Source organism: Bradyrhizobium sp. AZCC 1693 (assembly GCF_036924745.1).
GTDB lineage: Bacteria > Pseudomonadota > Alphaproteobacteria > Rhizobiales > Xanthobacteraceae > Bradyrhizobium.
Genome location: NZ_JAZHSD010000001.1, coordinates 4738962 through 4764929 on the forward strand (window position 1 = coordinate 4738962; position 25968 = coordinate 4764929).

At 63.6% G+C, this 25968-nt stretch carries 24 protein-coding genes; 11 read left to right on the top strand and 13 right to left on the bottom strand.

Translation table 11 applies throughout. The annotated features are described in order from the left end of the window. Nucleotides 1-129: 129 nt before the first annotated feature. The 8 genes from V1293_RS22590 to V1293_RS22625 form a co-directional block, all read right to left on the bottom strand. A complete protein-coding gene (locus tag V1293_RS22590; protein WP_334512334.1) occupies nt 130-3090 on the bottom strand; it encodes a 2-oxoglutarate dehydrogenase E1 component in 2961 nt (986 codons plus the stop codon). Between the two features lie 134 nt (nt 3091-3224). After that, nucleotides 3225-4109 carry a succinate--CoA ligase subunit alpha gene (gene sucD, locus V1293_RS22595; protein ID WP_334512336.1) on the bottom strand — a complete coding sequence of 295 codons (885 nt, stop codon included), beginning with the start codon at nt 4107-4109 and terminating at the stop codon, nt 3225-3227. A gap of 39 nt (nt 4110-4148) precedes the next feature. Beyond that, on the bottom strand, nt 4149-4625 hold the full coding sequence (locus V1293_RS22600; protein ID WP_334512338.1) for a DUF1579 family protein: 477 nt from the start codon (nt 4623-4625) through the stop codon (nt 4149-4151). Between the two features lie 2 nt (nt 4626-4627). Continuing rightward, the gene (gene sucC, locus V1293_RS22605; RefSeq protein ID WP_334512340.1) at nt 4628-5827 is read right to left on the bottom strand and encodes an ADP-forming succinate--CoA ligase subunit beta; all 1200 of its coding nucleotides are present in this window, start codon (nt 5825-5827) and stop codon (nt 4628-4630) included. 134 nt (nt 5828-5961) lie between these two features. Continuing rightward, entirely contained in the window at nt 5962-6930 is a 969-nt protein-coding gene (gene mdh / locus V1293_RS22610; protein WP_334512343.1) for a malate dehydrogenase, read from the bottom strand. Nucleotides 6931-7126: 196 nt separating this feature from the next. After that, on the bottom strand, nt 7127-8308 hold the full coding sequence (gene zapE, locus V1293_RS22615; RefSeq protein ID WP_334512345.1) for a cell division protein ZapE: 1182 nt from the start codon (nt 8306-8308) through the stop codon (nt 7127-7129). Nucleotides 8309-8507: 199 nt separating this feature from the next. Next, the gene (thpR, locus tag V1293_RS22620; RefSeq protein WP_057855043.1) at nt 8508-9044 is read right to left on the bottom strand and encodes an RNA 2',3'-cyclic phosphodiesterase; all 537 of its coding nucleotides are present in this window, start codon (nt 9042-9044) and stop codon (nt 8508-8510) included. Nucleotides 9045-9224: 180 nt separating this feature from the next. Next, entirely contained in the window at nt 9225-9941 is a 717-nt protein-coding gene (locus V1293_RS22625) for an arylesterase (protein ID WP_334516851.1), read from the bottom strand. Between V1293_RS22625 and V1293_RS22630 the strand changes: the two genes are divergently transcribed. From V1293_RS22630 to V1293_RS22645, 4 genes are all read left to right on the top strand, one after another. Beyond that, entirely contained in the window at nt 9940-10653 is a 714-nt protein-coding gene (locus V1293_RS22630) for an ABC transporter ATP-binding protein (protein WP_334512348.1), read from the top strand. The two genes, V1293_RS22625 and V1293_RS22630, sit on opposite strands and share 2 nt — an antisense overlap. Continuing rightward, nucleotides 10650-13232, top strand: coding sequence for an ABC transporter permease (locus tag V1293_RS22635; RefSeq protein WP_334512351.1), 2583 nt, complete (start codon nt 10650-10652; stop codon nt 13230-13232). Before V1293_RS22630 ends, V1293_RS22635 begins: the two co-directional genes overlap by 4 nt. Before the next feature lie 241 nt (nt 13233-13473). Continuing rightward, nucleotides 13474-14265: a Bax inhibitor-1/YccA family protein gene (locus tag V1293_RS22640; protein WP_334512353.1), complete on the top strand. Its 792-nt coding sequence runs from the start codon at nt 13474-13476 to the stop codon at nt 14263-14265. Between the two features lie 143 nt (nt 14266-14408). After that, nucleotides 14409-14939 carry a GNAT family N-acetyltransferase gene (locus V1293_RS22645; RefSeq protein ID WP_334512355.1) on the top strand — a complete coding sequence of 177 codons (531 nt, stop codon included), beginning with the start codon at nt 14409-14411 and terminating at the stop codon, nt 14937-14939. 258 nt (nt 14940-15197) lie between these two features. Here V1293_RS22645 and V1293_RS22650 read toward each other — a convergent pair whose 3' ends face one another. The 3 genes from V1293_RS22650 to acnA all read right to left on the bottom strand — a co-directional run bounded on the left by V1293_RS22650 (nt 15198) and on the right by acnA (nt 19696). After that, nucleotides 15198-15569, bottom strand: a complete 372-nt coding sequence (locus V1293_RS22650) for a DUF2794 domain-containing protein (RefSeq protein ID WP_334512356.1) — start codon at nt 15567-15569, stop codon at nt 15198-15200. A gap of 497 nt (nt 15570-16066) precedes the next feature. Continuing rightward, on the bottom strand, nt 16067-16828 hold the full coding sequence (locus tag V1293_RS22655; RefSeq protein ID WP_334512358.1) for a DUF1223 domain-containing protein: 762 nt from the start codon (nt 16826-16828) through the stop codon (nt 16067-16069). Between the two features lie 147 nt (nt 16829-16975). Next, nucleotides 16976-19696 carry an aconitate hydratase AcnA gene (gene acnA, locus V1293_RS22660; protein ID WP_334512360.1) on the bottom strand — a complete coding sequence of 907 codons (2721 nt, stop codon included), beginning with the start codon at nt 19694-19696 and terminating at the stop codon, nt 16976-16978. Between the two features lie 228 nt (nt 19697-19924). Here acnA and ccmA point away from each other — a divergent pair, with 228 nt between their 5' ends. The 6 genes from ccmA to V1293_RS22690 all read left to right on the top strand — a co-directional run bounded on the left by ccmA (nt 19925) and on the right by V1293_RS22690 (nt 23261). Then, nucleotides 19925-20527, top strand: coding sequence for a heme ABC exporter ATP-binding protein CcmA (ccmA, locus tag V1293_RS22665; RefSeq protein ID WP_334512363.1), 603 nt, complete (start codon nt 19925-19927; stop codon nt 20525-20527). Continuing rightward, the gene (gene ccmB, locus V1293_RS22670; protein WP_334512365.1) at nt 20524-21192 is read left to right on the top strand and encodes a heme exporter protein CcmB; all 669 of its coding nucleotides are present in this window, start codon (nt 20524-20526) and stop codon (nt 21190-21192) included. The genes ccmA and ccmB overlap by 4 nt, the downstream gene beginning before the upstream one ends. 102 nt (nt 21193-21294) lie before the next feature. Further along, nucleotides 21295-22026, top strand: a complete 732-nt coding sequence (locus V1293_RS22675; RefSeq protein WP_334512368.1) for a heme ABC transporter permease — start codon at nt 21295-21297, stop codon at nt 22024-22026. A 4-nt stretch (nt 22027-22030) separates the two neighbouring features. Next, the gene (ccmD, locus tag V1293_RS22680) at nt 22031-22210 is read left to right on the top strand and encodes a heme exporter protein CcmD (protein WP_334488094.1); all 180 of its coding nucleotides are present in this window, start codon (nt 22031-22033) and stop codon (nt 22208-22210) included. Beyond that, nucleotides 22207-22800, top strand: a complete 594-nt coding sequence (locus V1293_RS22685) for a DsbE family thiol:disulfide interchange protein (RefSeq protein WP_334512370.1) — start codon at nt 22207-22209, stop codon at nt 22798-22800. Before ccmD ends, V1293_RS22685 begins: the two co-directional genes overlap by 4 nt. 101 nt (nt 22801-22901) lie before the next feature. Continuing rightward, entirely contained in the window at nt 22902-23261 is a 360-nt protein-coding gene (locus V1293_RS22690; RefSeq protein WP_334512372.1) for a ComEA family DNA-binding protein, read from the top strand. Nucleotides 23262-23473: 212 nt separating this feature from the next. On the opposite strand, the gene V1293_RS22695 is transcribed toward V1293_RS22690, so the two are convergent. Further along, nucleotides 23474-24076 carry a septation protein A gene (locus V1293_RS22695; RefSeq protein WP_334512374.1) on the bottom strand — a complete coding sequence of 201 codons (603 nt, stop codon included), beginning with the start codon at nt 24074-24076 and terminating at the stop codon, nt 23474-23476. A gap of 125 nt (nt 24077-24201) precedes the next feature. Further along, nucleotides 24202-25149, bottom strand: coding sequence for a signal recognition particle-docking protein FtsY (gene ftsY / locus V1293_RS22700; RefSeq protein ID WP_334512377.1), 948 nt, complete (start codon nt 25147-25149; stop codon nt 24202-24204). A gap of 136 nt (nt 25150-25285) precedes the next feature. On the opposite strand from ftsY, the gene V1293_RS22705 reads away from it, so the two are divergent. Beyond that, nucleotides 25286-25921 (top strand): RluA family pseudouridine synthase, encoded by a 636-nt coding sequence (locus tag V1293_RS22705; RefSeq protein WP_334512378.1) that lies wholly within the window; start codon nt 25286-25288, stop codon nt 25919-25921. Nucleotides 25922-25968 lie beyond the last annotated feature (47 nt).

Genomic DNA, 25968 nt, shown 5'->3' on the forward strand with positions numbered 1-25968 from the left:
TGACCGGACTCGTCCCGGCCATCCACGCCTCAAAAAGATCTCGAACAAAAGGCCGTGGATGCCCGGGACATTTGGGGCGAAGACGGCGCTTCGCGCCTTTGACCCGGGCATGACGACCAAGGAAATTTCTTAGTTCAGCGCCTCATCCAGCATCGCCTTGAGCTGCGCCTGGTGCTTCGACATCAAACCGGTGGCGGTTGCGGCCGAGGCGGCGCGGCCCGCGTAACGCGGACGCCGGTTCGGCGCATGGATCTGGGTCAGCACCCATTCGAGATAGGGCTCGATGAAGTGCCACGCCCCCATGTTGCGCGGCTCTTCCTGGCACCACACCACTTCTTCGACGTTCTTGAAGCGTCCGAGTTCGTGCACCAACGCTTTCAGCGGCACCGGATAAAGCTGCTCGACGCGCATGATGTAGATGTCGTCGATGCCGCGCTTCTCGCGCTCCTCGTAGAGATCGTAATAGACCTTGCCCGAGCACAGCACGACGCGGCGGATCTTGTCGTCCGACACCAACTTGATCTTCTCGTCGGGCAGCATCTGGGCGTCATCGTACAGGATGCGGTGGAAGGTGGTGTCTGCCGCCAATTCGTCCAGCCGCGAGACCGCGCGCTTGTGCCGCAACAGCGACTTCGGCGTCATCATGATCAGGGGCTTGCGTATCTCGCGATGCAACTGGCGCCGCAGCACGTGGAAGTAATTCGCCGGCGTGGTGGGATACACCACCTGCATGTTGTCTTCGGCGCACATTTGCAGGAAACGCTCGAGCCGCGCCGAGGAATGCTCCGGCCCCTGCCCTTCATAGCCATGCGGCAGCAAGCAGACGAGGCCGGACATGCGCAGCCATTTGCGCTCGCCCGACGAGATGAACTGGTCGAACAGCACCTGGGCGCCGTTGGCGAAGTCGCCGAACTGCGCTTCCCACATCGCCAGCGCCTTCGGCTCGGCCAGCGAATAGCCGTACTCGAAGCCGAGCACCGCCTCTTCCGACAGCAGCGAGTTGATGACCTCGTAATGGCCCTGGTCGTGGCCGAGATGGTTGAACGGCGTGTAGCGGCTCTCGTCTTCCTGATCGATCAGCACCGAATGGCGCTGCGAAAACGTGCCGCGCTCGCTGTCCTGTCCCGACAGCCGGACGTGGCGGCCTTCCTGCAGCAGCGTGCAGAACGCCAGCGCCTCGCCGGTCGCCCAGTCGATGCCGACGCCGTTGTCGATGGCTTTGGCGCGATTTTCCAGGAAGCGCTGGATGGTGCGGTGAACCCGAAAACCGTCCGGCACCTTGGTGATCTTGCGCCCGATATCCTTCAGGACGTTGATGTCGACGCCGGTGACCCCGCGGCGGGCCTCCTCTTCCTGATCGGCGGACTTGAAGCCCGCCCACTTGCCATCGAGCCAGTCGGCCTTGTTCGGCTTGTAGCCGGAACCCGCCTCGAGCTCGGCATCGAGCCGCGCGCGCCAGTCGGCCTTGGCCTTCTCGACCTCGCCCTCGGTCATCACGCCGTCGGCGATCAGCCGCCTGGCGTAGATCTCCAGCGTAGACGGATGCGAGGCGATCCGCTTGTACATCACCGGCTGGGTGAACGCCGGCTCGTCGCCCTCGTTGTGGCCATGCCTGCGATAGCAGAACATGTCGATGACGACCGGCTTGTGGAATTTCTGCCGGAATTCGATCGCGACCTTGGCCGCGAACACCACCGCCTCCGGGTCGTCGCCGTTCACATGGAAGATCGGCGCATCGATCATCTTCGCCACGTCGGACGGATAGGGCGAGGAGCGCGAATAGCGCGGATAGGTGGTGAAGCCGATCTGGTTGTTGACGATGAAATGCAGCGAGCCGCCGGTGCGGTAGCCCTTGAGGTCGGACAGACCAAAACATTCCGCCACCACGCCCTGGCCGGCGAACGCCGCGTCGCCGTGCATCAGGAGCGGCAGCACGGAAATACGCATGTCCGGCGGATCGCCGTGCTGGTCCTGCTTGGCGCGCACCTTGCCGAGCACGACCGGATCGACGATTTCGAGATGCGACGGGTTGGCGGTCAGCGACAGATGGATCTTGTTGTTGTCGAACTCGCGGTCGCTTGAGGCGCCGAGATGGTATTTGACGTCGCCGGAGCCTTCGACCGCGTCCGGATTGGCGGAACCGCCCTTGAATTCATGAAACAGCGCGCGGTGTGGCTTGCCCATCACCTGGGTCAGTACGTTGAGGCGGCCGCGATGCGGCATGCCGAGCACGATTTCCTTCACGCCGAGATTGCCGCCGCGCTTGATGATCTGCTCCAGCGCCGGGATCAGCGATTCACCGCCGTCGAGGCCGAAGCGCTTGGTGCCCGTGAACTTGAGGTCGCAGAACTTTTCAAAGCCTTCGGCTTCGACCAGCTTGTTGAGGATCGCGCGGCGTCCCTCGCGGGTGAAACTGATTTCCTTGTCCGGACCCTCGATGCGCTCCTGGATCCAGGCCTTTTGCGCCGCGTTGGAGATGTGCATGAACTCGACGCCGAGCGTCTGGCAGTAGGTACGTTCGCAGATCGCGACGATCTCGCGAAGCGAGCCGTATTCGAGGCCGAGCACGTGGTCGAGGAAGATCTTGCGGTCGAAATCGGCTTCGGTGAAGCCATAGGTGCGCGGATCGAGTTCTTCGCGATCGCGCTGCGCCTCGATGCCGAGCGGATCGAGCTTGGCGTGGAAATGACCGCGCATGCGATAGGCGCGGATCAGCATCAAGGCGCGGACCGAATCGCGGGTCGCCTGGTTGATGTCGGCGGCCGACAGCTCGGCGCCCCTGGCCTGCGCCTTGGCGGCGAGCTTGGCGCCGACCGCCTTCTCCACGGTGATCCAGTTGCCGTCCAGCGCCGAGGTCAGTTCGTCGCGCGGGGTAAGTGGCCAGTTGTCGCGGCCCCAGGACGGGCCTTCGGCGTTCTTCTGGACGTCGGCCGGGGTGTCTTTCAGGCTCTTGAAGAATTCCTGCCACTCGCCATCGACCGACGCGGGGTCCTGCTCGTAGCGGGCGTAGAGATCGTCGATGTAGGTGGCGTTGGTGCCCTGCAAAAAGGAAGAAAGGGCAAATGCTGCATTCGCGTCCTGGCGAGACATGATGGCGTCCTGGTGATTTTCGGTTTGCGCGTAGAAGACGGCGCATCGCCGATCCGGAAACCGGATCAGCGGGATAAAGTACCCTTTATCCTATCTAATGCGAAACTTCGCCCCGAAAAGAACCAAGAATTGAATCATGATTTCAATTTTTCGGCAAGGGTGTGTCCGAGCCGCGCCGGCGACGGAGAGACCGTAATTCCGGCCGCTTCCATGGCCGTGGTCTTGGATCCGGCGTCGCCCTTGCCGCCGGAAATGATCGCACCCGCATGGCCCATGCGGCGGCCGGGAGGGGCGGTGACGCCGGCGATGAAGCCGACCATCGGCTTCTTCCGGCCCCGCTTGGCCTCGTCCTTGATGAACTGGGCGGCGTCTTCCTCGGCCGAACCGCCGATTTCACCGATCATGATGATCGAGGTGGTCTTGGGGTCGGCCAGGAACATTTCCAGCACATCGATGAACTCGGTGCCCTTGACCGGGTCGCCGCCGATGCCGACCGCGGTGGTCTGGCCGAGGCCTTCCTGGGTGGTCTGGAACACGGCTTCATAGGTCAACGTGCCCGAGCGGGAAACGATCCCGACGCTGCCCGGCTTGAAGATGTTGGCCGGCATGATGCCGATCTTGCACTCGCCCGCGGTCATCACGCCCGGGCAGTTGGGCCCGATCAGGCGCGACTTCGATCCCGACAGCGAGCGCTTCACGCGCACCATATCGAGCACCGGAATGCCCTCGGTGATGCAGACGATCAGCGGAATTTCCGCATCGATCGCCTCGCAGATCGCATCCGCCGCGCCCGGCGGCGGCACGTAGATCACCGACGCATCGGCGCCGGTCTTTTCGCGCGCCTCGGCGACGGTGTCGAAGACCGGCAGGTTCAGATGCTTCGAGCCGCCCTTGCCTGGCGAAGTGCCGCCGACCATCTGGGTGCCGTAAGCGATCGCGGCTTCCGAATGGAACGTGCCGTTCTTGCCGGTAAAACCCTGGCAGATGACTTTGGTATTCTTGTCGATCAGAACGGACATGGTTGAGGACGCTTTCGTAGGTGACCGGGAACGATGGGTTTAGTGAATCCGCCGGTAGACGCCGGTGAGCACGTCGGCCCATCCTTCGGCGTCAGGCGAGAACTGGATCTTCATGGTGTAGTTGTCGTCGTCGACGACTTCATAAACGTGACGCGCGTTGCCGCGCAGCGAGCCGCGCACGAGAATCAACGTCTTGCCGGTCCAGCCGCCGGAGGCCGGCGCCGGCGAATAGTAGCCGAGCGAATCGTGCCAGAACAATTTGTAGTGCCGGTCGTCGCGATCATAGGTGAACACGCCATGGGTGGCGAAGGTCTCCTTGCCGTCGCGCATCTGGCGGGCGTCCTGGATCAGGTAGAAGCCGTTGAGATCCATCCGCGCCACCACATGCGAGGTCGCAGGCCCCCCCGCGGTCCAGCGCGACGGATAGACCATTTCCTCGCCGGTCCACTCGCCCGCAAAAACCGCGAGCTTGCGGTGTTCTTCCAGCGGTGTCGGTGCGGCGAGATGGTCAGCCATCGCTAGCCTCCCTTGACGGCTTTCACGATTTTCTGTGCGGCATCGTCGAGATTATCAGCCGGTACCACGTTGAGCCCGGATTCACGGATGATCTGCTTGCCGGCGTCGACATTGGTGCCCTCGAGCCGCACCACCAGCGGCACTTTCAGGCCGACTTCCTTGACGGCAGCGACGACGCCTTCGGCGATGATGTCGCACTTCATGATGCCGCCGAAGATGTTGACCAGGATGCCCTTCACGTTCGGGTCCGCGGTGATGATCTTGAAGGCCGCCGCCACCTTCTCCTTGCTGGCGCCGCCGCCGACGTCGAGGAAGTTGGCGGGTTCCATGCCGTAGAGCTTGATGATGTCCATGGTTGCCATGGCAAGGCCGGCGCCGTTGACCATGCAGCCGATGGTGCCGTCGAGGGTCACGTAGTTGAGATCGTATTTGGACGCCTCGACTTCCTTGGCGTCTTCTTCGGTCAAATCGCGCAACGCCACCGCCACCTCGGGATGGCGGAACAGCGCGTTGTCGTCGAACGACACCTTGGCATCGAGCACGCGTAACAGGCCCTGCCTGGTCACGACCAGCGGATTGATCTCCAGCATCGCCATGTCCTTGGCAACGAAGGCCGTGTAGAGCTGGGTCACCAGCTTCTCGGCCTGCCTGGCGAGGTCGCCGGTAAGCTTCAGGGCGTTCGCGACCGTGCGTCCGTGATGGCTCATGATGCCGGTCGCCGGATCGACCGAGAAGGTCACGATCTTCTCGGGCGTGTTGTGCGCGACTTCCTCGATGTTGACGCCGCCTTCGGTCGAGACCACGAACGACACTTCAGATGTTTCGCGGTCGACCAGAATCGAGAGATAGAACTCCTTGTCGATGTCAGAGCCTTCCTCGATGTAGAGGCGGTTGACCTGCTTGCCCTGGGGGCCGGTCTGCACGGTCACCAGCGTCGCGCCCAGCATCTGCTTGACGAATTCGTTGACCTCGGCGACGGATTTCGCGATGCGGACGCCGCCCTTGTCGCCGGCCGAAGCTTCCTTGAACTTGCCCTTGCCGCGGCCGCCGGCATGGATCTGGCTCTTCACCACCCAGATCGGGCCGGGAAGTTGCTTGGCGGCGGCATCCGAATCCGAGGCCTTCAAGACCGGCACGCCGCGCGAAATCGGCACGCCGAATTCATGCAGCAGAGCCTTGGCCTGGTATTCATGGATATTCATCTGGACGCTCCCCAAAACCCTTTAGCGGCGAGTTCTACAGTTCACCGGCGTTGGTAGTTGGCATACCATATACCAATAGAACTGCAACCCTGAAAACGCTTCCGCCCCCGCGAAGGGGCGAAAGCCGAGTAAAATCAACGACCGAGCAGGTCGGGCGCGATCTTCTTGCAGGCGTCGACCAGACCCTGAACCGCGCCGACCGACTTGTCGAAGGCGTCGCGGTCCTTACCGGCCAGCTCGATCTCGACGATACGCTCGACACCCTTCGAGCCGATGACGACGGGCACGCCGACATACATGTCCTTCACGCCGTATTCGCCGTTGAGATAGGCGGCGCAGGGCAGCACGCGCTTCTTGTCCTTCAGGTAGCTCTCGGCCATCGCGATCGCGGAAGCGGCGGGGGCATAGAACGCCGAACCGGTCTTCAGGAGGTTGACGATCTCGGCGCCGCCATTGCGGGTCCGGTCGACGATCTCGTCGATGCGCGTCTGCGAGGTCCAGCCCATCTTGACCAGATCGGGCAGCGGAATGCCGGCAACGGTGGAGTAGCGCGTCAGCGGCACCATGGTGTCGCCGTGGCCGCCGAGCACGAAGGCGGTGACGTCTTCGACCGAGACGTTGAATTCATCGGCCAGGAAATAGCGGAACCGGGCGGAGTCGAGCACGCCGGCCATGCCGACCACCTTCTTGTGCGGCAGGCCGGAAGCCTTCTGCAGCGCCCACACCATCGCATCCAGCGGGTTGGTGATGCAGATGACGAACGCGTCCGGGGCGTATTTCTTGATGCCGGCGCCGACCTGCTCCATGACCTTGAGATTGATGCTCAGCAGATCGTCGCGGCTCATGCCGGGCTTGCGCGGCACGCCGGCGGTGACGATGCAGACCTTGGCGCCCTCGAGCGCGTCGTAGGAATTGGCGCCGGTGAAATGGGCGTCGAAACCGTCGACCGGGGCCGACTGCGCGATATCGAGCGCTTTACCCTGGGGAACGCCCTCCGCGATGTCGAACATCACGACGTCGCCGAGCTCCTTCAGGCCAACGAGGTGAGCCAGCGTTCCGCCGATCTGACCGGAGCCAATCAAAGCAATCTTGTCGCGCGCCATGGGAAATTTGTCCTTCTGAGACGGAGAGTGAGGGTGTGGATAACGAAGTTGGATGGCTGGTTATCCCTTTCGAATGAACGGTTCAAGCCGGGGCATGCCCAATTCCAAGGCCCCGCCTCGATTTCGGTCAGGTATGCCAGGAAGCGCCGTCATTCCCGGGCGCGCGACAGCGCGAACCCGAATGACGGCAGAGAGACTACGTCTCCACCAGCCCCGTACTCGACCCGCTCGCCGCGGAATCCTTCCGGCCATGCGGCAACGCCAGGTAGGATTCCGAGCTCATTTCGATCAGCCGTGACGAGGTCCGCTTGAACTCGTTGGCCTCATTGCCCCCGGCCGCCAGATAGAGCGACATCGGATCGGCTTCGGCTGACGCCATCAGCTTCACGGCATTGTCATAGAGCGTGTCGATCAGCGAGATGAAACGCTTGGCGGCGTTCCTCTCAGGGTAATCCATGACCGGAATGCGGTCGATCAGGATGGTGTGATAATCATGCGCCAGCCGCAAATAGTCCGACGCGGCCAGCGGCTTTTCGCAGATATCGGCAAAGGAAAACCGCGCCACGCCGTGCGCCGAGCACGGCACATGCAGCTTGCGGCCCTTGATAGCGATGTCGCGCGACTTGCACGGCGCGTTGCCGGTCATCCTGCCCCAGGCGCGGTTGAGGACGAATTCGGCTTCCGGATCGTTCGTCAGCCACATCTTCACGCCGGCGAGTTTTTCCAGGCGGAAATCAGTGCGCGCGTCGAGCCGCAGCACGTCCATGCGATCTGCGATCTGCGAAATGAACGGCAGGAACAGTGCACGGTTGAGCCCGCCCTTGTAGAGGTCTTCGGGCGCGACGTTCGAGGTCGCCACCACCACCGTGCCGAGTTCGAACAGTTTTGAGAACAGCCGCCCCAGGATCATGGCGTCGGCGATGTCGGTGACGTGGAATTCGTCGAAGCACAACAGCCAGGCCTCGTCGAAGATGGCGTTGGCTGTCAGCTCGATAACGTCGCCGTCTGCAATTTCGCCGCGCGCGATGTTCTGGCGATAAGCGTAGATCTTCTCATGCGCCTCGGCCATGAATTCGTGGAAATGGGCGCGGCGCTTGTGCTGGACCGGTGAGTGCTGAAAGAACAGGTCCATCAGCATGGTCTTGCCGCGGCCGACCTCGCCATGAACGTAAAGCCCGCGCGGCGGGGCCTCGCTCTTGTCGCCGAACAGCCGGCCAAGCAGGCTGAGCTTGCGCGCCGGCTTGTAGCTGGAAAGCCGCTCCTCGAGCGCTGAGAACGCCTCGGCGGCGTCGGCCTGCGCGGGATCGGCCTCGATCGCGCCGGAGGAAACCAGCGCCTGATACTGTGCGCGGAACGAGGTGGGGTCAGTCGACAGCATGGCCCCCTTTCGGCCTCAAGCGAGCGGAAATTGCAAGCCGGGAATTGGTGTTGGGGGTATGCAAACACAGCTCGTCATACCCGCGAAAGCGGGTATCCAGTACGCCGCGGCTTCTCGGTTCTATCGCAAGCGCCTCTGGTATACTGGATCATCCGCCTTCGCGGATGATGACAGCGATGTTGCGGCATACCGCTGTGCCTCACGCACTCAGTGCGTAGGAATCCTCGACCACATAGGGTCCGCCGCCGGTGGAGGCCCGCGACGAAAACAGCACGAAGCGCGATGCCATGAATGTGCGGCTCGGAAAATAGCCGCGCACCGAGAGATAATCGGCAACGTCCTGGCTCGACGCGTCATGCAGCCGCGCCAGCGTCACATGGGGGATGAATTTTCGCCCCTCCGGATCGAGTCCGAGCCGCTGCATCAGCCGTTCGAGTTCGGCCTGCAGCTCGATCAGCGGCCGGCTCGGCTCGACGGAAGCGACCACCGCGCGCGGTTTCTTGCCGCCAAAGCTTTGCAGGCCCTGCACCTTGACCTCGAACGGCTTGCGGTTGATCCGAAACAGCATCGAGGCGATTTCATTCGCCGACATGCCGTCGATATCGCCGATGAAGCGCAAGGTGACGTGGTAATTTTCGGGATCGATCCAGCGGGCGCCGGGAAGGCCGCCACGCAAATTGGAAAGGCTCTGGCCGATCTCGGCCGGAATTTCCAGTCCAGCAAACAAACGCGGCATCGCACGACTCCCGATGCTTGGGCATGACCTCAAAAAGGACCATGTCCTGTAACAGCGCCCGGCGACGAATCACCGATCACTAATTCCTACCCGACTTATATGACTCTGCGAAGCACGCGCCGCGCGCGGAGCGGAAAGCTACGGGGAAAACCACCGGTAACGTTATCGTTTGCATCTTTTTCAACTCCGCTGCCCGGAGATCGTGCCGAGAAATGCCTCCACCATAGGCAGAATATTCTTCACGATGGCATCGACGCCCTCGGCGGTCGGATGCAGCCCGTCCGCCTGGTTGAGTTTGGCTTCGGCGGCGACCCCTTCCAGGAAAAACGGGTAAAGCGGGACACCGAAGGATTTGGCAAGCTCCGGATAGATCGCATTGAAGCGCGCGGCATATTCGCTGCCGTAATTGGGCGGGGCAAGCATTCCGCACATGAGAACCGCGATCTTGCGCGCCTTCAGCCGCGTCAGGATATCGGTCAGCGCGGCACGGGTGACGGCGGGGTCGATCCCGCGCAGCGCGTCGTTGGCGCCGAGTTCGAGAATCACCGCCTCTGTTCCCTCCGGGATCGACCAGTCCAGACGGTCGCGGCCGCCAGACGAGGTATCGCCGGATACCCCGGCATTGATCATGTCGACCTTTATCCCTTTGTCGCTCAACGCTTTTTGCAGGCGAGCCGGGAACGCCGCCGAGGCCTGTAGGCCGAGGCCTGCGCTCAAGGAATCGCCGAGCACGACCATTTTGACCGGTTTGGCCGGCGCGGTAGCCGGGACTTGAGCCTGAGCTTGGGCCCAAACCGGCCCCGCCGTCATCAAAGCCATAATCAACACGCGTATGTGCGCAAACATCCGTTTCAAGCCCTCGACCCGAGTGGCTGAAGTGCCATATGACCGAGCCATGGACAGTCGCATCGAAACCTCTTCACTGGCCGGCGTCGAGCCGGACACCATTTCCATTTCCAACGTCAACCTCTCGCTCGGTTCAGGCGCCGCTCGCGTTCATATCCTGAAAGATATCAGCCTTCGTGTGGCACCGGGCGAGGCGATCGGCCTGATCGGACCCTCTGGTTCCGGCAAATCCACCTTGCTGATGGTGATGGCGGGGCTGGAGCGTCCTGACAGCGGAGAGGTGGTGGTCAACGGTACCCCGTTCAATGCTCTCGACGAGGATGCGCTGGCCCGCTTTCGCGGCCGCCAGGTCGGCATCGTGTTCCAGTCGTTTCATCTGATCCCTACCATGACGGCGCTGGAAAACGTCGCGGTGCCGCTGGAGCTCGCCGGAAATCCCGACGCGGCAGCGCGCGCGGCGCAGGAGCTGGCGTCCGTCGGGCTCGGCGAGCGCCTGCACCACTATCCGACACAATTGTCCGGAGGCGAGCAGCAGCGCGTGGCGCTCGCCCGCGCGCTGGCGCCGGATCCCGCCATTCTCGTTGCGGACGAGCCGACCGGCAATCTCGACGAAATCACCGGCAAGCAGATCGTCGACATGCTCTTCACCAAACACGCCGAGCGCGGCATGACGCTGGTGCTGGTGACGCACGACAGTTCGCTGGCGCAGCGCTGCGACCGCGTGGTGCGGCTGCGCTCGGGCCGGATCGACGGACATTCATGACCACCATTTCCGAACCGGTCTATCGCAGCCGCGCATCATCCCTGGCGCTGCGCTACGCGCTGCGCGAATTGCGCGGCGGCTTGCGCGGCTTTTATGTCTTCATCGCCTGCATTGCGCTCGGCGTGATGGCGATTGCCGGCGTCGGCTCGGTCGCCGCTAGCCTCAGCGAAGGTTTGACCCGCGAGGGCCGCACGCTGCTCGGCGGCGACGTCGCATTCTCGCTGATCCAGCGCGAGGCCAAGCCGGAGGAAACAGCCTTCCTGCGCACGCGCGGCCAAGTTTCGGTCGCGGCGACGCTGCGTGTAATGGCTCGCAGCAACGACGGCAAGCTGGCGCTGGTCGAACTCAAGGCGGTGGACGGCAACTACCCGATGCTAGGGGAGCTGACGCTCGATCCCAAAATCCCGATGGCGGATCTGTTGGCCGAACGCCAAGAAACTTCTGGAGCCGCGTTCGGCGCGGCGGTGGATTCCACGCTGCTGGCGCGGCTCGACCTGAAGCTCGGCGACCGCATCACAATCGGCAACGCCAGCTTCCAGATCCGCAGCGTGGTCGGCGCCGAGCCGGACAAGCTTGCCGGCAATGTCGGATTGGGCCCCCGCGTTCTCGTCGGCGAAGCGAGCCTGCGCGCCACCGGCTTGCTGCAGCCCGGCAGCCTGGTGCGCTGGATCTACCGGCTCAAGCTGCCGGACAACGCAGCCGACGACCGCGCCGCGACCCAACTGGTCGACAATGCACGCAGCGCCCTCCCCGAGGCCGGCTGGGAAATCCGCAGCCGCGGCAACGCCTCGCCGCAACTCGAACGCACCATCAACCGCTTCACCCAGTTCCTGACACTGGTCGGCCTCGCAGCGCTTCTGGTCGGCGGCGTCGGCGTCGCCAACGCGGTCAAGAGCCACATCGATCGCCGCCGCGACGTCATCGCCTCGTTCAAGGCGCTCGGCGCCACCGGCCGCGACGTCTTTACGATCTACCTGACGCAGGTGGTCGTGCTGGCCGGGATAGGCTCGGTGATCGGGCTCGCCGCCGGCGCGGCCTTGCCGTTCGTCATCGTCGGCGTGTTCGGCAAGGTGCTGCCGCTGCCCGTGATCCCTGCGCTACATGCCGACGAACTGGCGCTGTCGTTCATCTACGGCCTGCTCACCGCGCTCGCCTTCGGATTATGGCCGCTCGGCCGCGTGCACGACGTGCCGGTCGCGGCCTTGTTTCGCGAGGAGGTCGCGCGCGAATGGCACCGGCCGCGCTGGGGTTATCTCGCGCTGATGGCGGTCGTCATCGCGCTGCTGGTCGCCGTCGCCATCGGGCTCGCCTATGACAAGCGGGTCGCCGCCGTCTTCGTCGTCTCCTCGGTTGCGGTGTTTGCGCTGCTGCGCGGTGTCGCCGCCGGCCTGATGGCGCTGGCACGCCGCATGCCGCGCAGCCGCATCACCATGCTGCGACTGGCCATTGCCAACATCCACCGGCCCGGCGCGCTGACGCCCTCGGTCGTGATGTCGCTCGGCCTTGGCCTCGCGGTGCTGGTCACGATCACCCAGATCGACGGCAATCTGCGCCGGCAATTCCTGGCCGCGCTGCCGGAGCGCGCGCCCTCGTTCTACTTCATCGACATCCCGACCGCCGACGCCGATCGCTTCGGCGCCTTTCTCAAGCAGGTGGCGCCGCAATCGACGGTTGAGGACGTGCCGATGCTGCGCGGACGCATCGTCGGCGCCCGCGGCCTCAAGGCCGACCAGCTCAAGCCGTCGCAGGATTCTGAATGGGTGCTGCAGAGCGACCGCGGCCTGACCTATACCGCCGAAATCCCCAAGGGCTCGAAGATCGTCGAGGGCGAATGGTGGCGCGCGGATTATAGCGGCCCGCCGCTGGTCTCGATGGAAAAGAAGATCGCCGACGGCCTGAAGCTCAAAATCGGCGACGAGATCGTGGTCAACGTGCTCGGCCGCGACATCCCGGCCAGGATCAGCAATTTGCGCAACATCGACTGGCAGGGGCTCGGCATCAATTTCGTGCTGGTGTTCTCGCCCAACGCCTTCAAGGGCGCGCCGCACAGCCATGTCGCGACCCTGTCCGAGGCTCACCCGGATCCCACCGGCGACGCGGCGATCATCAAGCAGGTGGCGGATGCTTTTCCGATGGTCACCAGCGTTCGGGTCCGTGAGGCGCTGGAAACCGTCGGCACTGTGGTCACCAACCTCGTGCTCGCCATCCGCGGTGCCAGCGCGGTGACGCTGGTCTCGGCGATCCTGGTGCTGGGCGGCGCGCTGGCGGCCGGCCACCGCCACCGGGTCTATGACGCTGTCATCCTGAAGACGCTCGGCGCGACCCGGGTGCGCCTGCTCGGCGCCTACGCGCTGGAATACCTGATGATCGGCCTCGCCACGGCGGTTTTCGGCGTGATCGCGGGTTCGATCGCGGCCTGGCTGATCGTGACCCGGCTGATGACGCTCAGTTTCATCTGGCAGGCTGGCAGCGCCGCAGGCGTGGTCGCCGCCGCCCTGGTCGTCACGGTAGGCCTCGGGCTCGCCGGGACGTTGTTGGCCCTGAACCAGAAGCCGGCCAGCGTGCTACGGAATTTGTGACAATTTGTAGCGGCGGAAAGGCGGGATTAACGCTGCTTTTGCTTGGGAATGACGGCAGAAGCGACATTCAGCCGCGCGTGGAAGCTTGCGTCGAATGTGTTAGTTTCCCACATACCAGCCAAGATCAGAGGCCGGCTTGATGACGTGAAATTAATGTCAGCAAATCGGGGCATCTGAGATAGAAATCTAACCGGCGCCGCAAACCCTTGCGCTCCGCCGGGCAACCAACGGGAATTCGACCATGTCGGACCTAGACCGTAACTACGTATCTCCTTTCGGCCGGGCCGCCGGACGCGTTGACGCTGCGGCCGTCGATGCCGGTCTGCGCGCCTACATGCTGCGCATCTACAACTACATGAGCATCGGCCTGGCGATCACCGGCCTTGCCGCCCTCGGCGTCTACATGGCTGCGGTGACCACCGATCAGGCCGGCGCCGTCGCCAGGTTCGGCAACGCCTACCTGACGCAGTTCGGCTACGCGATGTACGTCAGCCCTCTGAAGTGGCTGTTCATCCTCGCACCGCTGGCCATGGTGTTTGCGATCTCGGCCGGCATCAACCGGCTGCGTCCTGCGACCGCCCAGATGCTGTTCTGGGTGTTCTCGGCGCTGATGGGCATTTCGCTGTCGTCGATCTTCCTGGTGTATACGCACACCTCGATCGTGCGGGTGTTCTTCATCACCGCGGCCACCTTCGGCGCACTGAGCCTGTACGGCTACACCACCAAGCGTGACATGAGCGGCATGGGGTCGTTCCTGTTCATGGGCCTGATCGGCATCATCATCGCGAGCCTGGTCAACCTGTTCCTGGCCAGCTCGATGCTGCAGTTCATCGTCTCGGTGGTCGGCGTGCTGGTGTTCGCGGGCCTCACCGCCTGGGATACCCAGCGGCTGAAGAACGAGTACATCTACGGCTATGCCTCGGGAGGCGCTGACGTTGAGGAGCGTGCGGCGATTACCGGTGCGCTGTCGCTCTACCTGAACTTCATCAACCTGTTCACGCTGCTGTTGCAGCTGCTCGGCCAGCGCGACTAAGCGCTGCCGCAGAGGTTACAAGTCGAAGCCCCGGCCCAGCGGCCGGGGCTTTTGTTTGGTCCAATACGCGTCATGCCCGAGCATGACCCGGCCATGCCGGAAAGAGCGTTGATCCGGATGCGCCTGCTGATATCTTTTCGGCCATGTCCGCCGCTGAAATCCGGCCCGCCACCGAGGCCGACCTCCCCGCCATCACTGAAATCTACGAGCATGCCGTGCGCTACGGCACCGCGACGTTCGAGCTCGTCCCGCCGGATTTGGCCGAGATGACCCGGCGGTTCAACGTCCTGGTGAACGGCGGCTTCCCCTATTTCGCGGCCTCGGTCGAAGGCGATGTGATCGGCTACGCCTATGCCGGCCCTTATCGGCCGCGGCCGGCCTATCGTTTCACGGTGGAGAACTCGGTCTACTTGCAGCCCTCGATCCACCGCCGCGGCATCGGCCTGCAACTGATGCAGCGGCTGATCGCCGAATGCGAGGCGCGCGGCTACCGGCAGATGATCGCGGTGATCGGCGATTCCGCCAATGCCGGCTCAATCGGCGTTCACACCAGGACTGGCTTCCAGATGATCGGAACCCATCCGAGCGTCGGCTTCAAATTCGGGCGCTGGCTGGACACGGTCATGATGCAGCGTGCGCTCGGCGAAGGCAGCACGACGCTCCCCGCTTCGTAGTCTGGAGAACCGTAGCGCCTCTTTGGCGGTACACCGCAGGACCCAGACTCAAAATCGCGAAAACAACCCCATGCAAAGAAGCGTCGTAGCTTCGTAATGTGGGCAAAGCCAACGGGTCACGCGAATGCGCGCCCGGCGACGAGCGCAATTGCGCTCGCACAGTGATGACAGGCTCCGCGCGCCCACCGTTCTTGCTCCCGTTGGGAAAGATGGTGGGCACGGCGCAAGCGCGCCTTTGCCCACCCCACGGCGGCTTCGCTACACCAGCGCCAGCTTGCGATCGATCACCAGCAGCACGCGTTCGAGTTCGTGGCCGCGGCGCAGGATCAGGCCGGTCGCGGAGATCACGCTATACATGCCCTGCTTGCGCGCCAGCCGCGGATCCTTCTCGATCCGGTAAATCGGCACTTCGGAAGCGCGGCGGAAGACCGAAAACACCGCGCGGTCTTTCAGGAAGTCGATGGCGTAGTCGCGCCATTCGCCGTCGGCGACCATGCGCCCATACAGATTGAGGATACGGTTGAGTTCGAGACGATTGAACGTGACACGATTTGGCGGTGGAACTGCAGTGGCGGGGCGCGCCACTGCGCGGCTCTCGCTTGGATCGGTGTCCTCCGATATCGAGCTCATGGAGCGCCTCCTGTCATCTCAGGCTCGTTCCCGAAAACCGGTCCCCACTTTTCGGGAGCATGCCGAGGTCCACATGATTGCGCTAACCGCAGGACCCTGCAAGGGGTGCAAATACAAAGGGAACCGCGCCGGATGACCCGGTATCACAGGAAATCTCGATTCACGGGATCGTTAGCGGAATCTTATTGCTGCCCCACTTCCGCCAAGCGTCCGCCCCGCTAGGTTGCGACAAGATAATCCTGCGTTGGCCCGGTCCTTTCGGTTCCGGATTCCTCAGCCCCCAGCCCCCCGGGGCCGTCGGGATCGGGTCTGTTCGCAGAGGGAGTTAATCCCGATACTGGGCCAACGAAAGTTGGTCCTTTTTCTTTTGGGGGTCAGGCTTGGAGATCGGGCCTAGAGATCAGGCTTGGAGATCAGGCTTGGACACGACGGCATTTCGGCGCGTTTGAACCGCGCCTGCTGCAGCGACACCATTCAAGAAAATTCCGATAAGAGAACTATCGCAGCTCGGTGTAGGCGGCGCCAAGCATCGCGCCCGGCTTTTCGCGGTTGCCGTCCTGGACATAGACGATCGCGGCATCGACGCCTTCGCGGGAAATATTCTCCACCGGGATGGTCCAGCTTCCCGCGCCGCCGTTCCAGTCTCCGACCTTCACGAGATTGCGCACCACGTTGTAGTAGGTGATTTGTTGGCCGCGATTCTCGCCGCGCCCGATCGAAATCGGCACCGCCCGCGAGACCGAGCAAAGCCAGACTTCGCCGCGACCCGTCGCCGACACCTTGCTCGCCTCGACCGAGACGTTGATCAGCTTGCCCGACAACGTCATCGTCACCGGCACCGACATCACGCCCTCGGCCTTGCTCGTGTTCTTGATGGCGCCCTCGATCGCGGCACGATCGCTGCCGATCACCTGCGCCGAGCCATTGACGATCATCTGCGGCGTATAGAGGTTGCGGTCGCCGCGCACATGCGAATAGGCTTTTTGACGCGCGCTGAACCGCGAGTCCGCCAGCGTGTCCTTCCAGCCGAGATAATCCCAGTAGTCGATCGGCATGCTCAGCGCGATCACGTTGGGATCTTTTGCGAGTTCGCCGACGATCCTGTCGGCCGGCGGACACGACGAACAGCCCTGCGACGTGAACAGTTCAACCACGGCGCGCGGATCGGCATGCGCCGGGCGAATGACGGCGATGATCGCGCAGACACCGAGCGCACCGGACCACCGCGATATGCCGCTATAGGCCATCATCGCTGTCATTGGCCGAACCGTCCGTCCGTATTTTTACTGGGCATGGTTTGATATCCTGAAAGCGTGCCCCAGACGCGCGAAAGCGGCCTTGTCATAGGCCGCCTTCTTCCTGCTCGCCACTCACTTCGCAGTGAGGCACTGATCACAAATCCGCGTTTAAGCCGCGAGTTTGCGCAGCACATAATGCAGAATGCCGCCGTTTCGGTAGTACTCGAGCTCGTCGAGGGTATCGATGCGGCAAAGCAGCGGCACGCGCGTGAGCGAACCGTCGCCGGAGACGATCTCGGCCGTCAGCGTCTGACGCGGCTTCAGGTCGCCCTGCAAGCCCCGGATCGTCACCTTTTCGTCGCCCTTCAGGCCGAGCGATGTCCACGATGTGCCGTCTTCGAAGGTGAGCGGCAACACACCCATGCCGACCAGGTTGGAGCGATGGATGCGCTCAAAGCTCTGGCAGATCACGGCGCGGACGCCGAGCAGGCGGGTGCCCTTCGCGGCCCAGTCGCGCGACGAGCCGTTGCCGTATTCGGCGCCGGCGAACACCACCAGCGGCACGCTCTCCTGCTGGTACTGCATCGCCGCGTCATAGATCGACATCTGTTCGCCGTCGGGCCAGTGCTTGGTGAGCCCGCCTTCCGGAATATTGCCGTCGGCGCCCTTCAGCATGAAGTTCTTGATGCGGATGTTGGCGAAGGTGCCGCGCATCATGATCTCATGATTGCCGCGCCGCGTGCCGTACTGGTTGAAGTCGGCGGGACGCACCTGGTGCTCGCTGAGGAATTTTCCGGCAGGCGAAGTCAGCTTGATCGAACCGGCCGGCGAGATGTGGTCGGTGGTGATCTTGTCGCCGAACATCGCCAGAATCCGCGCGTCGACCACGTCGACGACGGGGTCGGGCTGCTTCTTCATGCCCTCGAAATAGGGCGGGTTCTGCACGTAGGTCGACGACATGTTCCAGCGATAGGTCTCGCTGTCGGTGGTCTTGATCTTGCGCCAGTTGGTGTCGCCCTTGAACACGTCGGCGTAGCGCTTCTTGAAGATCGTGGCCGTCACGAACTTCTTCATGAAGGCGTTGATTTCCTTCGTCGTCGGCCAGATGTCCTTCAAATAGACCGGCTTGCCGTCCTTGCCGGCGCCGATCGGCTCGACGGCGAGATCCTTGGTCACCGTGCCCGCGAGCGCGTAAGCCACGACCAGCGGCGGCGACGCCAGATAGTTCGCCTGCACGTCCGGCGAGACGCGGCCTTCGAAATTGCGGTTACCCGACAGGACGGCCGCGGCGACGATGCCGTTGTCGTTGATCGACTTCGAAATCTCTTCCGGCAGCGGGCCGGAATTGCCGATGCAGGTGGTGCAGCCGAAGCCGATCAGGTTGAAACCGACCTTGTCGAGATGGCTCTGCAGTCCGGAGTTGGAAAGATATTCCGCGACCACCTGGCTTCCCGGCGCGAGCGAGGTCTTCACCCACGGCTTGGCCTTCAAACCCTTGGCTGCGGCATTGCGCGCCAGAAGTCCCGCGCCGATCAGGACGCTCGGGTTGGAGGTGTTGGTGCAGGACGTGATCGCGGCGATCACGACGTCGCCATGGCCGAGATCGAAGTCGCGGTTCTCGACCGAATAGCGGTTCTCGGCGCCTTCCGGCTTCTTGTATTCGCCGGCCAGCGCGGTGGCGAAGCCGGTGGAGACCGCGGGCAGCGCGACGCGGCCTTCGGGGCGCTTCGGGCCGGCCATTGACGGCACGACATCCTTGAGATCGAGCGTCAGCGTTTCCGTGAACACCGGATCAGTTGATTTCGCCGTGCGGAACAGGCCCTGCGCCTTGGCGTAAGCCGAAACCAGCGCGACGCGATCCGCCTTGCGGCCCGAGGTCTTGAGGTAATCGATGGTCGCGGCGTCGACCGGGAAGAAGCCGCAGGTCGCGCCATATTCGGGCGCCATGTTGCCGATGGTCGCCTTGTCCGCGACCGAGAGATAGTCGAGGCCGGGGCCGAAGAATTCGACGAACTTGCCGACCACGCCCTGCTTGCGCAGCATCTGCGTGACGGTCAGCACCAGGTCGGTCGCGGTGACGCCTTCCTTGAGCTGGCCCTTGAGCTTGAAGCCGACCACTTCCGGCAACAGCATCGACAGCGGCTGGCCGAGCATGCAGGCTTCCGCCTCGATGCCGCCGACGCCCCAGCCGAGCACGGCGAGCCCGTTGACCATGGTGGTGTGCGAGTCGGTGCCAACAAGCGAATCCGGATAGGCGACCTCGAAGGTGCCGGTCTTCTTGCCGACCGTCATCTTCTCCTTCTTCGTCCACACCGTCTGCGCGAGATATTCGAGATTGACCTGGTGGCAGATGCCGGTGCCGGGCGGCACCACGGAGAAATTCGAGAACGCCTTCTGGCCCCATTTCAGGAACTCGTAGCGCTCCTGGTTCTGCTTGTATTCCTCGACCACGTTCTTGCCGAACGCCTTGTTGTCGCCGAAGAAGTTGACGATCACGGAGTGGTCGATGACGAGATCGACCGGCACCAGCGGGTTGATCTTTTCGGCATCGCCGCCGAGCGCCTGCATCGCGTTACGCATCGCGGCGAGATCGACCACCGCCGGCACGCCGGTGAAATCCTGCATCAACACGCGCGCCGGGCGGAACGCCACTTCATGCTCGAGCTTGCGCTTCCGGAGCCATTTCGACACCGCAATGATGTCGGCCTTCTTGACCGTGCGGTCGTCCTCATTGCGCAACAGGTTTTCCAGCAGCACCTTCATCGAATAGGGCAGCTTGGAAATTCCCTTCAGACCGTTCTTCTCGGCGGCGGGCAGGCTGTAATAAACGTAGGTCTTGCTGCCGACCTTGAGGGTCTTGCGGCATTTGAAGCTGTCGAGCGAGGTCATGTCAGGAAATCCCAAATTCTAGTTATACCCTGCAAGGGTATTTAAACACCCTCGGCGTAAGGCTGGCCTGTTGGCTTGCAGCCGCCGATTGTGTGCTGCATCAAGTGGTTCCGGGCTTATAGAATCTTTCTAGAAGCGCCGCCACACTGACAATCGTGCTGCAGCAATGCGGTACCCACAAATTCTGACGCGGTACCCATCAATTTCAGAGGGCTGTGACGAAGCAAAATGCGGCTCTCCGGGCGCCAAATCGACTGTATCAGGGGCGGCCGCAGCGTGTTCGCCGGCCTCGATTTCGAAGCCGTTTCCGGCGAGGTTTTGGCCGTGGTCGGCCCGAACGGCTCCGGCAAGACCTCGCTGTTGCGGCTGATCGCGGGCCTGCTGGTGCCGGCAGGCGGGTCGGTCGACCTGGAAGGCGGCGAGGCCGAACTGACCCTGCCGGAACAATCGCACTATCTCGGCCATCGCGACGCGCTGAAGCCGGCGCTGAGCGTGCGCGAGAACCTCGCGTTCTGGCGGGATTTTCTGGGCGGCGCGGCCGGCGACCTCAGCAAATGCCTCGCCGCCGTGGGCCTCGGCCATGCCGCCCATCTGCCGGCGGCGTTTCTCTCGGCCGGCCAGCGGCGGCGGCTTTCGATCGCCCGCCTGCTGGTGGTGCGCCGGCCGGTCTGGCTGCTGGACGAGCCGACCTCGGCGCTCGATACCGCCGGGCAGGATCTGTTTGTGGGCGTGATGCGCGAGCATTTGGCAGGCGGCGGCATCATCATTGCGGCGACCCACACCCCGCTGGGGATCGACGCGAGGGAACTGCGGATGAGAGGCGCGGCATGACCGCCCTCGCCGAACTGATTCGCCGGGACATCAAAATCGCGCTGCGCGTCGGCGGCGGGGCGCTGATCGGCGTGCTGTTTTTCCTTACCGTCACGGTGCTGATGCCGTTCGCGATCGGGCCCGACCTGGCGCTGCTGACGCGGCTCGGACCCGCGATCCTCTGGCTCGGCGCGCTGCTGGCGAGCCTGCTCACGCTGGACCGCCTGTTCACGGCCGACCACGAGGACGGCTCGCTCGACCTGATCGTGATGGGCCGGACACCGCTGGAACTGGCGTGTGCCGCGAAAGCGCTGGCGCACTGGCTTGCCGCCGGCGTGCCGCTGATCGCGGCGACCCCCGTGCTCGGGCTGATGCTCAATCTCGACGCTCCCGCAACCTTGGCGGTCGCGCTGACGCTGCTGGTGGGAACACCGGCGCTGACGTTCACGGGTATGATCGGCGCGGCGCTCGCTGTGACACTCCACCGCGGCGGCCTGTTGCTGGCGGTGCTGGTGCTGCCGCTGTCGATCCCGGTACTGATCTTCGGCGTCGCGGCGTCGCAAGCGGCCATATCAGGCCCGCTGTCGTTCGGAACACCGTTTTCGATCCTGTGCGCGCTCTCGCTGGTCAGCCTGGTGGTCGGACCGTTCGCGGCCGCGGCCAGCCTGCGCCACGGCCTGGACTAACAATGACTTGCACTGACTTGACGCCGATCAACTCTCGCGGAGGCAATATGAAACAAACCAAGCCGCATTGCCTGCCCCGCCGCTGACGACTATCAGGATGCCATGACGCTGATCGATCTCGCCAATCCCACCAAATTCCTGTCGCTGACGGCGCGCGTGCTGCCGTGGCTGGCGGGCGCAACCGCGATCCTGCTGCTGATCGGGTTCTATCAGGCGGCGACGGCGCCCGACGATTATCAGCAGGGCGCCACGGTCAAGATCATGTTCATCCACGTGCCGAATGCGTGGCTTTCGATGTTCGTGTGGGGCGTCATGAGCATTGCCGCGCTGGGCACGCTGGTCTGGCGGCATCCGCTGGCCGACGTCGCGGCCAAGTCCGCCGCGCCGATCGGGGCGGCATTCACGTTTCTTGCGCTGGTCACGGGTTCGCTGTGGGGACGGCCAATGTGGGGCACCTATTGGCAATGGGATGCGCGGCTCACCTCGGTGCTGGTCCTGTTCCTGATGTATCTCGGCCTGATGGCGCTGTGGCGCGCGGTGGACGATCCGTCGCGGGCGGCGCGCGCCGCGGCCGTCCTGACGCTGGTCGGCGCGCTCAACCTGCCGATAATCAAATTCTCGGTCGACTGGTGGAACACGCTGCATCAGCCGGCGTCCGTGCTGCGGATGGGTGGACCGACGCTCGACAAGGCGTTTCTGATTCCATTGCTCGTGATGGCGGTCGGCTTTTCGCTGCTGTTCGTCACCCTGCATCTGGCCGCAATGCGCAACGAGATCCTGCGCCGGCGCGTACGCAGCTTGCAGATGATGCAAGCCAGCCAGCAGGCGGCGTGACGCGATGTCGCTTGGTCCCTACGCTTCCTTTATCGTCACGTCCTACACGCTGGTGGCAGCGGTCGTGGTGCTTCTCATCATCTGGATTGCCATCGACTATCGGCTTCAGAAGGAGCGCCTGCGCGAACTCGAGGCCAGCGGCGTGACCCGGCGCTCCGGCCGCCAGGCGACGGACATCCGATGACCGCGCCGCCCACAACATCGGATGGGCCGCCCCGCCGCTGGCGCTGGCTGGTGGCGCTGCCGCTGATCGGTTTCTTGGCCGTCGCTGCGCTGTTCCTGCTGCGGCTGTATGGCGGCGATCCCTCAAAAATCCCCTCCGCCCTGATCGGCCGCCCGGCGCCACAGACCACGCTTCCGGCGCTGGAAGGCCTCGCCCATAACGGCGTGCCGGTGCCCGGACTCGACCCCGCCGCCTTCAAGGGCAAGGTCTCCGTCGTCAATGTCTGGGCGTCCTGGTGCGTGCCGTGCCACGACGAGGCGCCGCTGCTGACCGCATTGGCGAAGGATACGCGGCTGCAGATCGTCGGCATCAACTACAAGGATTCGCCCGACAACGCCCGCCGCTTCCTCGGCCGCTACGGCAACCCGTTCAGCATGGTCGGCGTCGACGGCAACGGCCGCGGCGCGATCGAATGGGGGGTCTACGGCGTGCCTGAAACTTTTGTCGTCGGCCGCGACGGAACCATCGTTTACAAGTTGGTCGGGCCGGTGACGCCGTCCAATCTCGACAGCGTACTGAAGGTCGAGATCGAGAAGGCGTTGAGCAAATAAATCTCGGCTTTTATCTGCCGTTCATTTTAGAGCCATGGCGCCGCCACGAATTCGCAGCTAGCTTTATGGCGTTACTTGAACCGTCCTTGGAGGGACACCCTATGCGTCATTTCACGCTCGCTTCTCTTCTCGCCACCGCGCTCACTCTCGGCCTCATGACGGCGACGCCGTCGATGGCCCAGGGCACGCAGCCCGCGACCAAATCCGACAGCAAGATGGCGCCAGCGCCGAAGGCTTCTGAGTCGAAGATGGCGCCGGCGCCGAAGGCCGAACTGCTCGATATCAACTCGGCGACCGCCGATCAGCTCGACGCGCTGCCGGGTGTCGGCAAGGCCTACTCCGCCAAGATCATCGCGGGCCGGCCGTACAAGGGCAAGGACGAGCTGGTGCAGAAGAGCATCGTGCCGCAGGCGACCTACGACAAGATCAAGGACAAGATCATCGCCAAGCAGAAGAGCTGAGGCGGCGTTGCTTCACCTCTCCCCGTTCTTTACGGGGAGAGGTCGAATTCTCGCACAGCGAGAATTCGGGTGAGGGGCCTCGCAGGCGCTCACCACAACCGAGACTTTCTTCGACGAGAGAGCCCCTCACCCCAGCCCTCTAAGAGCGAGCTGCGCTCGTCTCCACCCCGCGAAGAGCGGGGCGAGGGAGTCGAGCCGCGCAAGCGGCCCTATCACCCCTTGCTCACATCCCCCGCATCCGCCTCGCTCGCCTCAAGCGTGGCCGGCTCCAGATGATAGCGCTTGACTAGCGGCATCTGGGCGATGCCGAAGATCATTGTCAGCGGCGTCACGCCGAACACCTTGAAATTCACCCAGAAGTCGGTGGACTGCGTGCGCCAGATGATTTCGTTCAAGATCGCCATGCCGAAGAAGAACACCGCCCAGCGCATGGTCAGGATGCGCCAGCCCTTCGGCGTCAGGTTGAACATCTGGTCGAACATGACGGCGATGAAGGAACGGCCGAACAAAAGCCCGCCGCCGAGGACCGCCGCGAACAGGCCGTAGATGATGGTCGGCTTCACCTTGATGAAGGTCTCGTCGTGCAGCACCAGCGTCAGCGTGCCGAACACCAGCACGATGACGGCGGTGACGATCGCCATCATGGGCACATGCCGCACCACCACGTAGGAGGCGATCATCGCGGCCACGATCGCCACCATGAAGGCGCCGGTCGCGACGAACAGGTTGAACTTCGCGTTGGCGACGAAGAACACGAGCAGCGGACCAAGTTCGGTCGCGAGCTTGAACACCGGATGCGGCTGAGTCTTGTCCATTTCATATCCTGTGTTGCCGTCATCACCCGCGAAGGCGGGTGATCCAGTACTCCGGGGCGTCTCGGTCCCGATCAGCGGCGCGGCGTACTGGATGCCCCGCTTTCGCGGGGCATGACAAAGAAAACCTAACTCTCAATTCCTGCAATCGCGTTGGCGAAATCCCGCGCGGTGAACGGCGCGAGATCGTCGACGCCTTCGCCGACGCCGATAAAGTGCACCGGCAGTTTGAATTTCTCCGCCAGCGCCACCAGGATGCCGCCCCGCGCGGTGCCGTCGAGCTTCGTCATCACGAGTCCGGTGACGCCTGCGGTACGATGAAATGCCTCGACCTGCGACAGCGCATTTTGTCCCACCGTGGCATCGAGCACGAGCAGCACCGCGTGGGGCGCCGATGCATCGACCTTCTTGATGACACGAACGACCTTTTCGAGCTCGTTCATCAGCTCGGCCTTGTTCTGCAAGCGCCCGGCGGTATCGACCAGCAGCACGTCGATATTCTGCTCCTTCGCCGCGGTCAGCGCGTTGAAGGCAAGGCTCGCCGAATCCGAACCCTGCGCGCCGGCAATGACCTGCGATCTGGTGCGCTCGCCCCAGACCTTGAGCTGTTCGATCGCGGCGGCGCGAAACGTATCGCCGGCCGCCATCATGATCTTGCGGCCCTCGGCACTCAATTTTGCGGCAAGCTTGCCGATGGTGGTGGTCTTGCCGGAGCCATTGACGCCGACCACGAGAATGACGAACGGCTTTTGCGCCGCGTCGATCTCCAGCGGCCTCGCCACCGGCGCCAGCACCTTCTCGACTTCGCTCGCGACGACCGTCTTCACTTCGTCGGCCGAGATCGCCTTGTCGTAGCGGCCGGCGCCGACGGCGTCCGCGATGCGAACCGCCACGGCCGTGCCGAGATCGGCGCGCAGCAGCACGTCCTCGATGTCGTCGAGCATGGCGCGGTCGAGCTTGCGCTTGGTGACGAGGTCGGCAACGGCCGAGCCCAGCGAACTCGAGGTTCGCTTCAGGCCGCTCGAAAGCCGCCGCCACCAGCTCAATTTGGAGGTTCCGGGAGTGGTATCGCTCATGTCGGGGACGTGTTAGCGGTTTCGCGCCATGAGCGGAAGTCACAACCAATCTATTGCTGTTCCCGGGACATCCTTTGATATCCCAGGGCTAACGGCGGATGAAATCCAGGCTCGCGTCCTCCACCGCGACGGGCTGATGCTGGTGATCGACAAGCCGGCCGGCCTGCCGGTGCATCGCGGCCCCAAGGGCGGCGCCAATCTGGAAGCATCCTTCGACGGCTTGCGATTCGGCCTGCCGCGGCCGCCGGTGCTGGCCCACCGGCTCGACAAGGATACCTCCGGCTGTCTGGTGCTGGGACGCCATCGCAAGGCCACCGCCTCGCTCGGCCTGTTGTTCAAACACGGCAAGGTCGGAAAGACCTATTGGGCCGTGGTCGAGGGCGGACCTGCCGAGGATGAAGGCACCATCGACATGCCGCTGGGCCGGCTCAACGTCGAGCGCGGCTGGTGGCAGAAGCCGGACCCGGACGGGCAGAAGGCCATCACCAACTGGAAAGTCTGCGGCCGCGGCGACGGCCTTAGCTGGCTGGCGCTGGAGCCGGTCACTGGCCGCACCCATCAATTGCGCGTGCACGCGTCGGCGATGGGCTGGCCGATCGTCGGCGACAACATCTACGGCAACGGACCTCGTTTTGGCGAGCCGATCCTGCATCTGCATTCCCGCGAGATCGTGATTCCGATTTCGAAGAACAAGGAACCGGTGCGCGTGGTGGCGCCGGCGCCGGAGCATATGCGGGAGCGGTTGAGAAAGTGCGGCTGGAACGGGGAGTAGTAACGCGGAGCGCTTGCTCACTTCCCTTCTCCCCTTGTGGGAGAAGG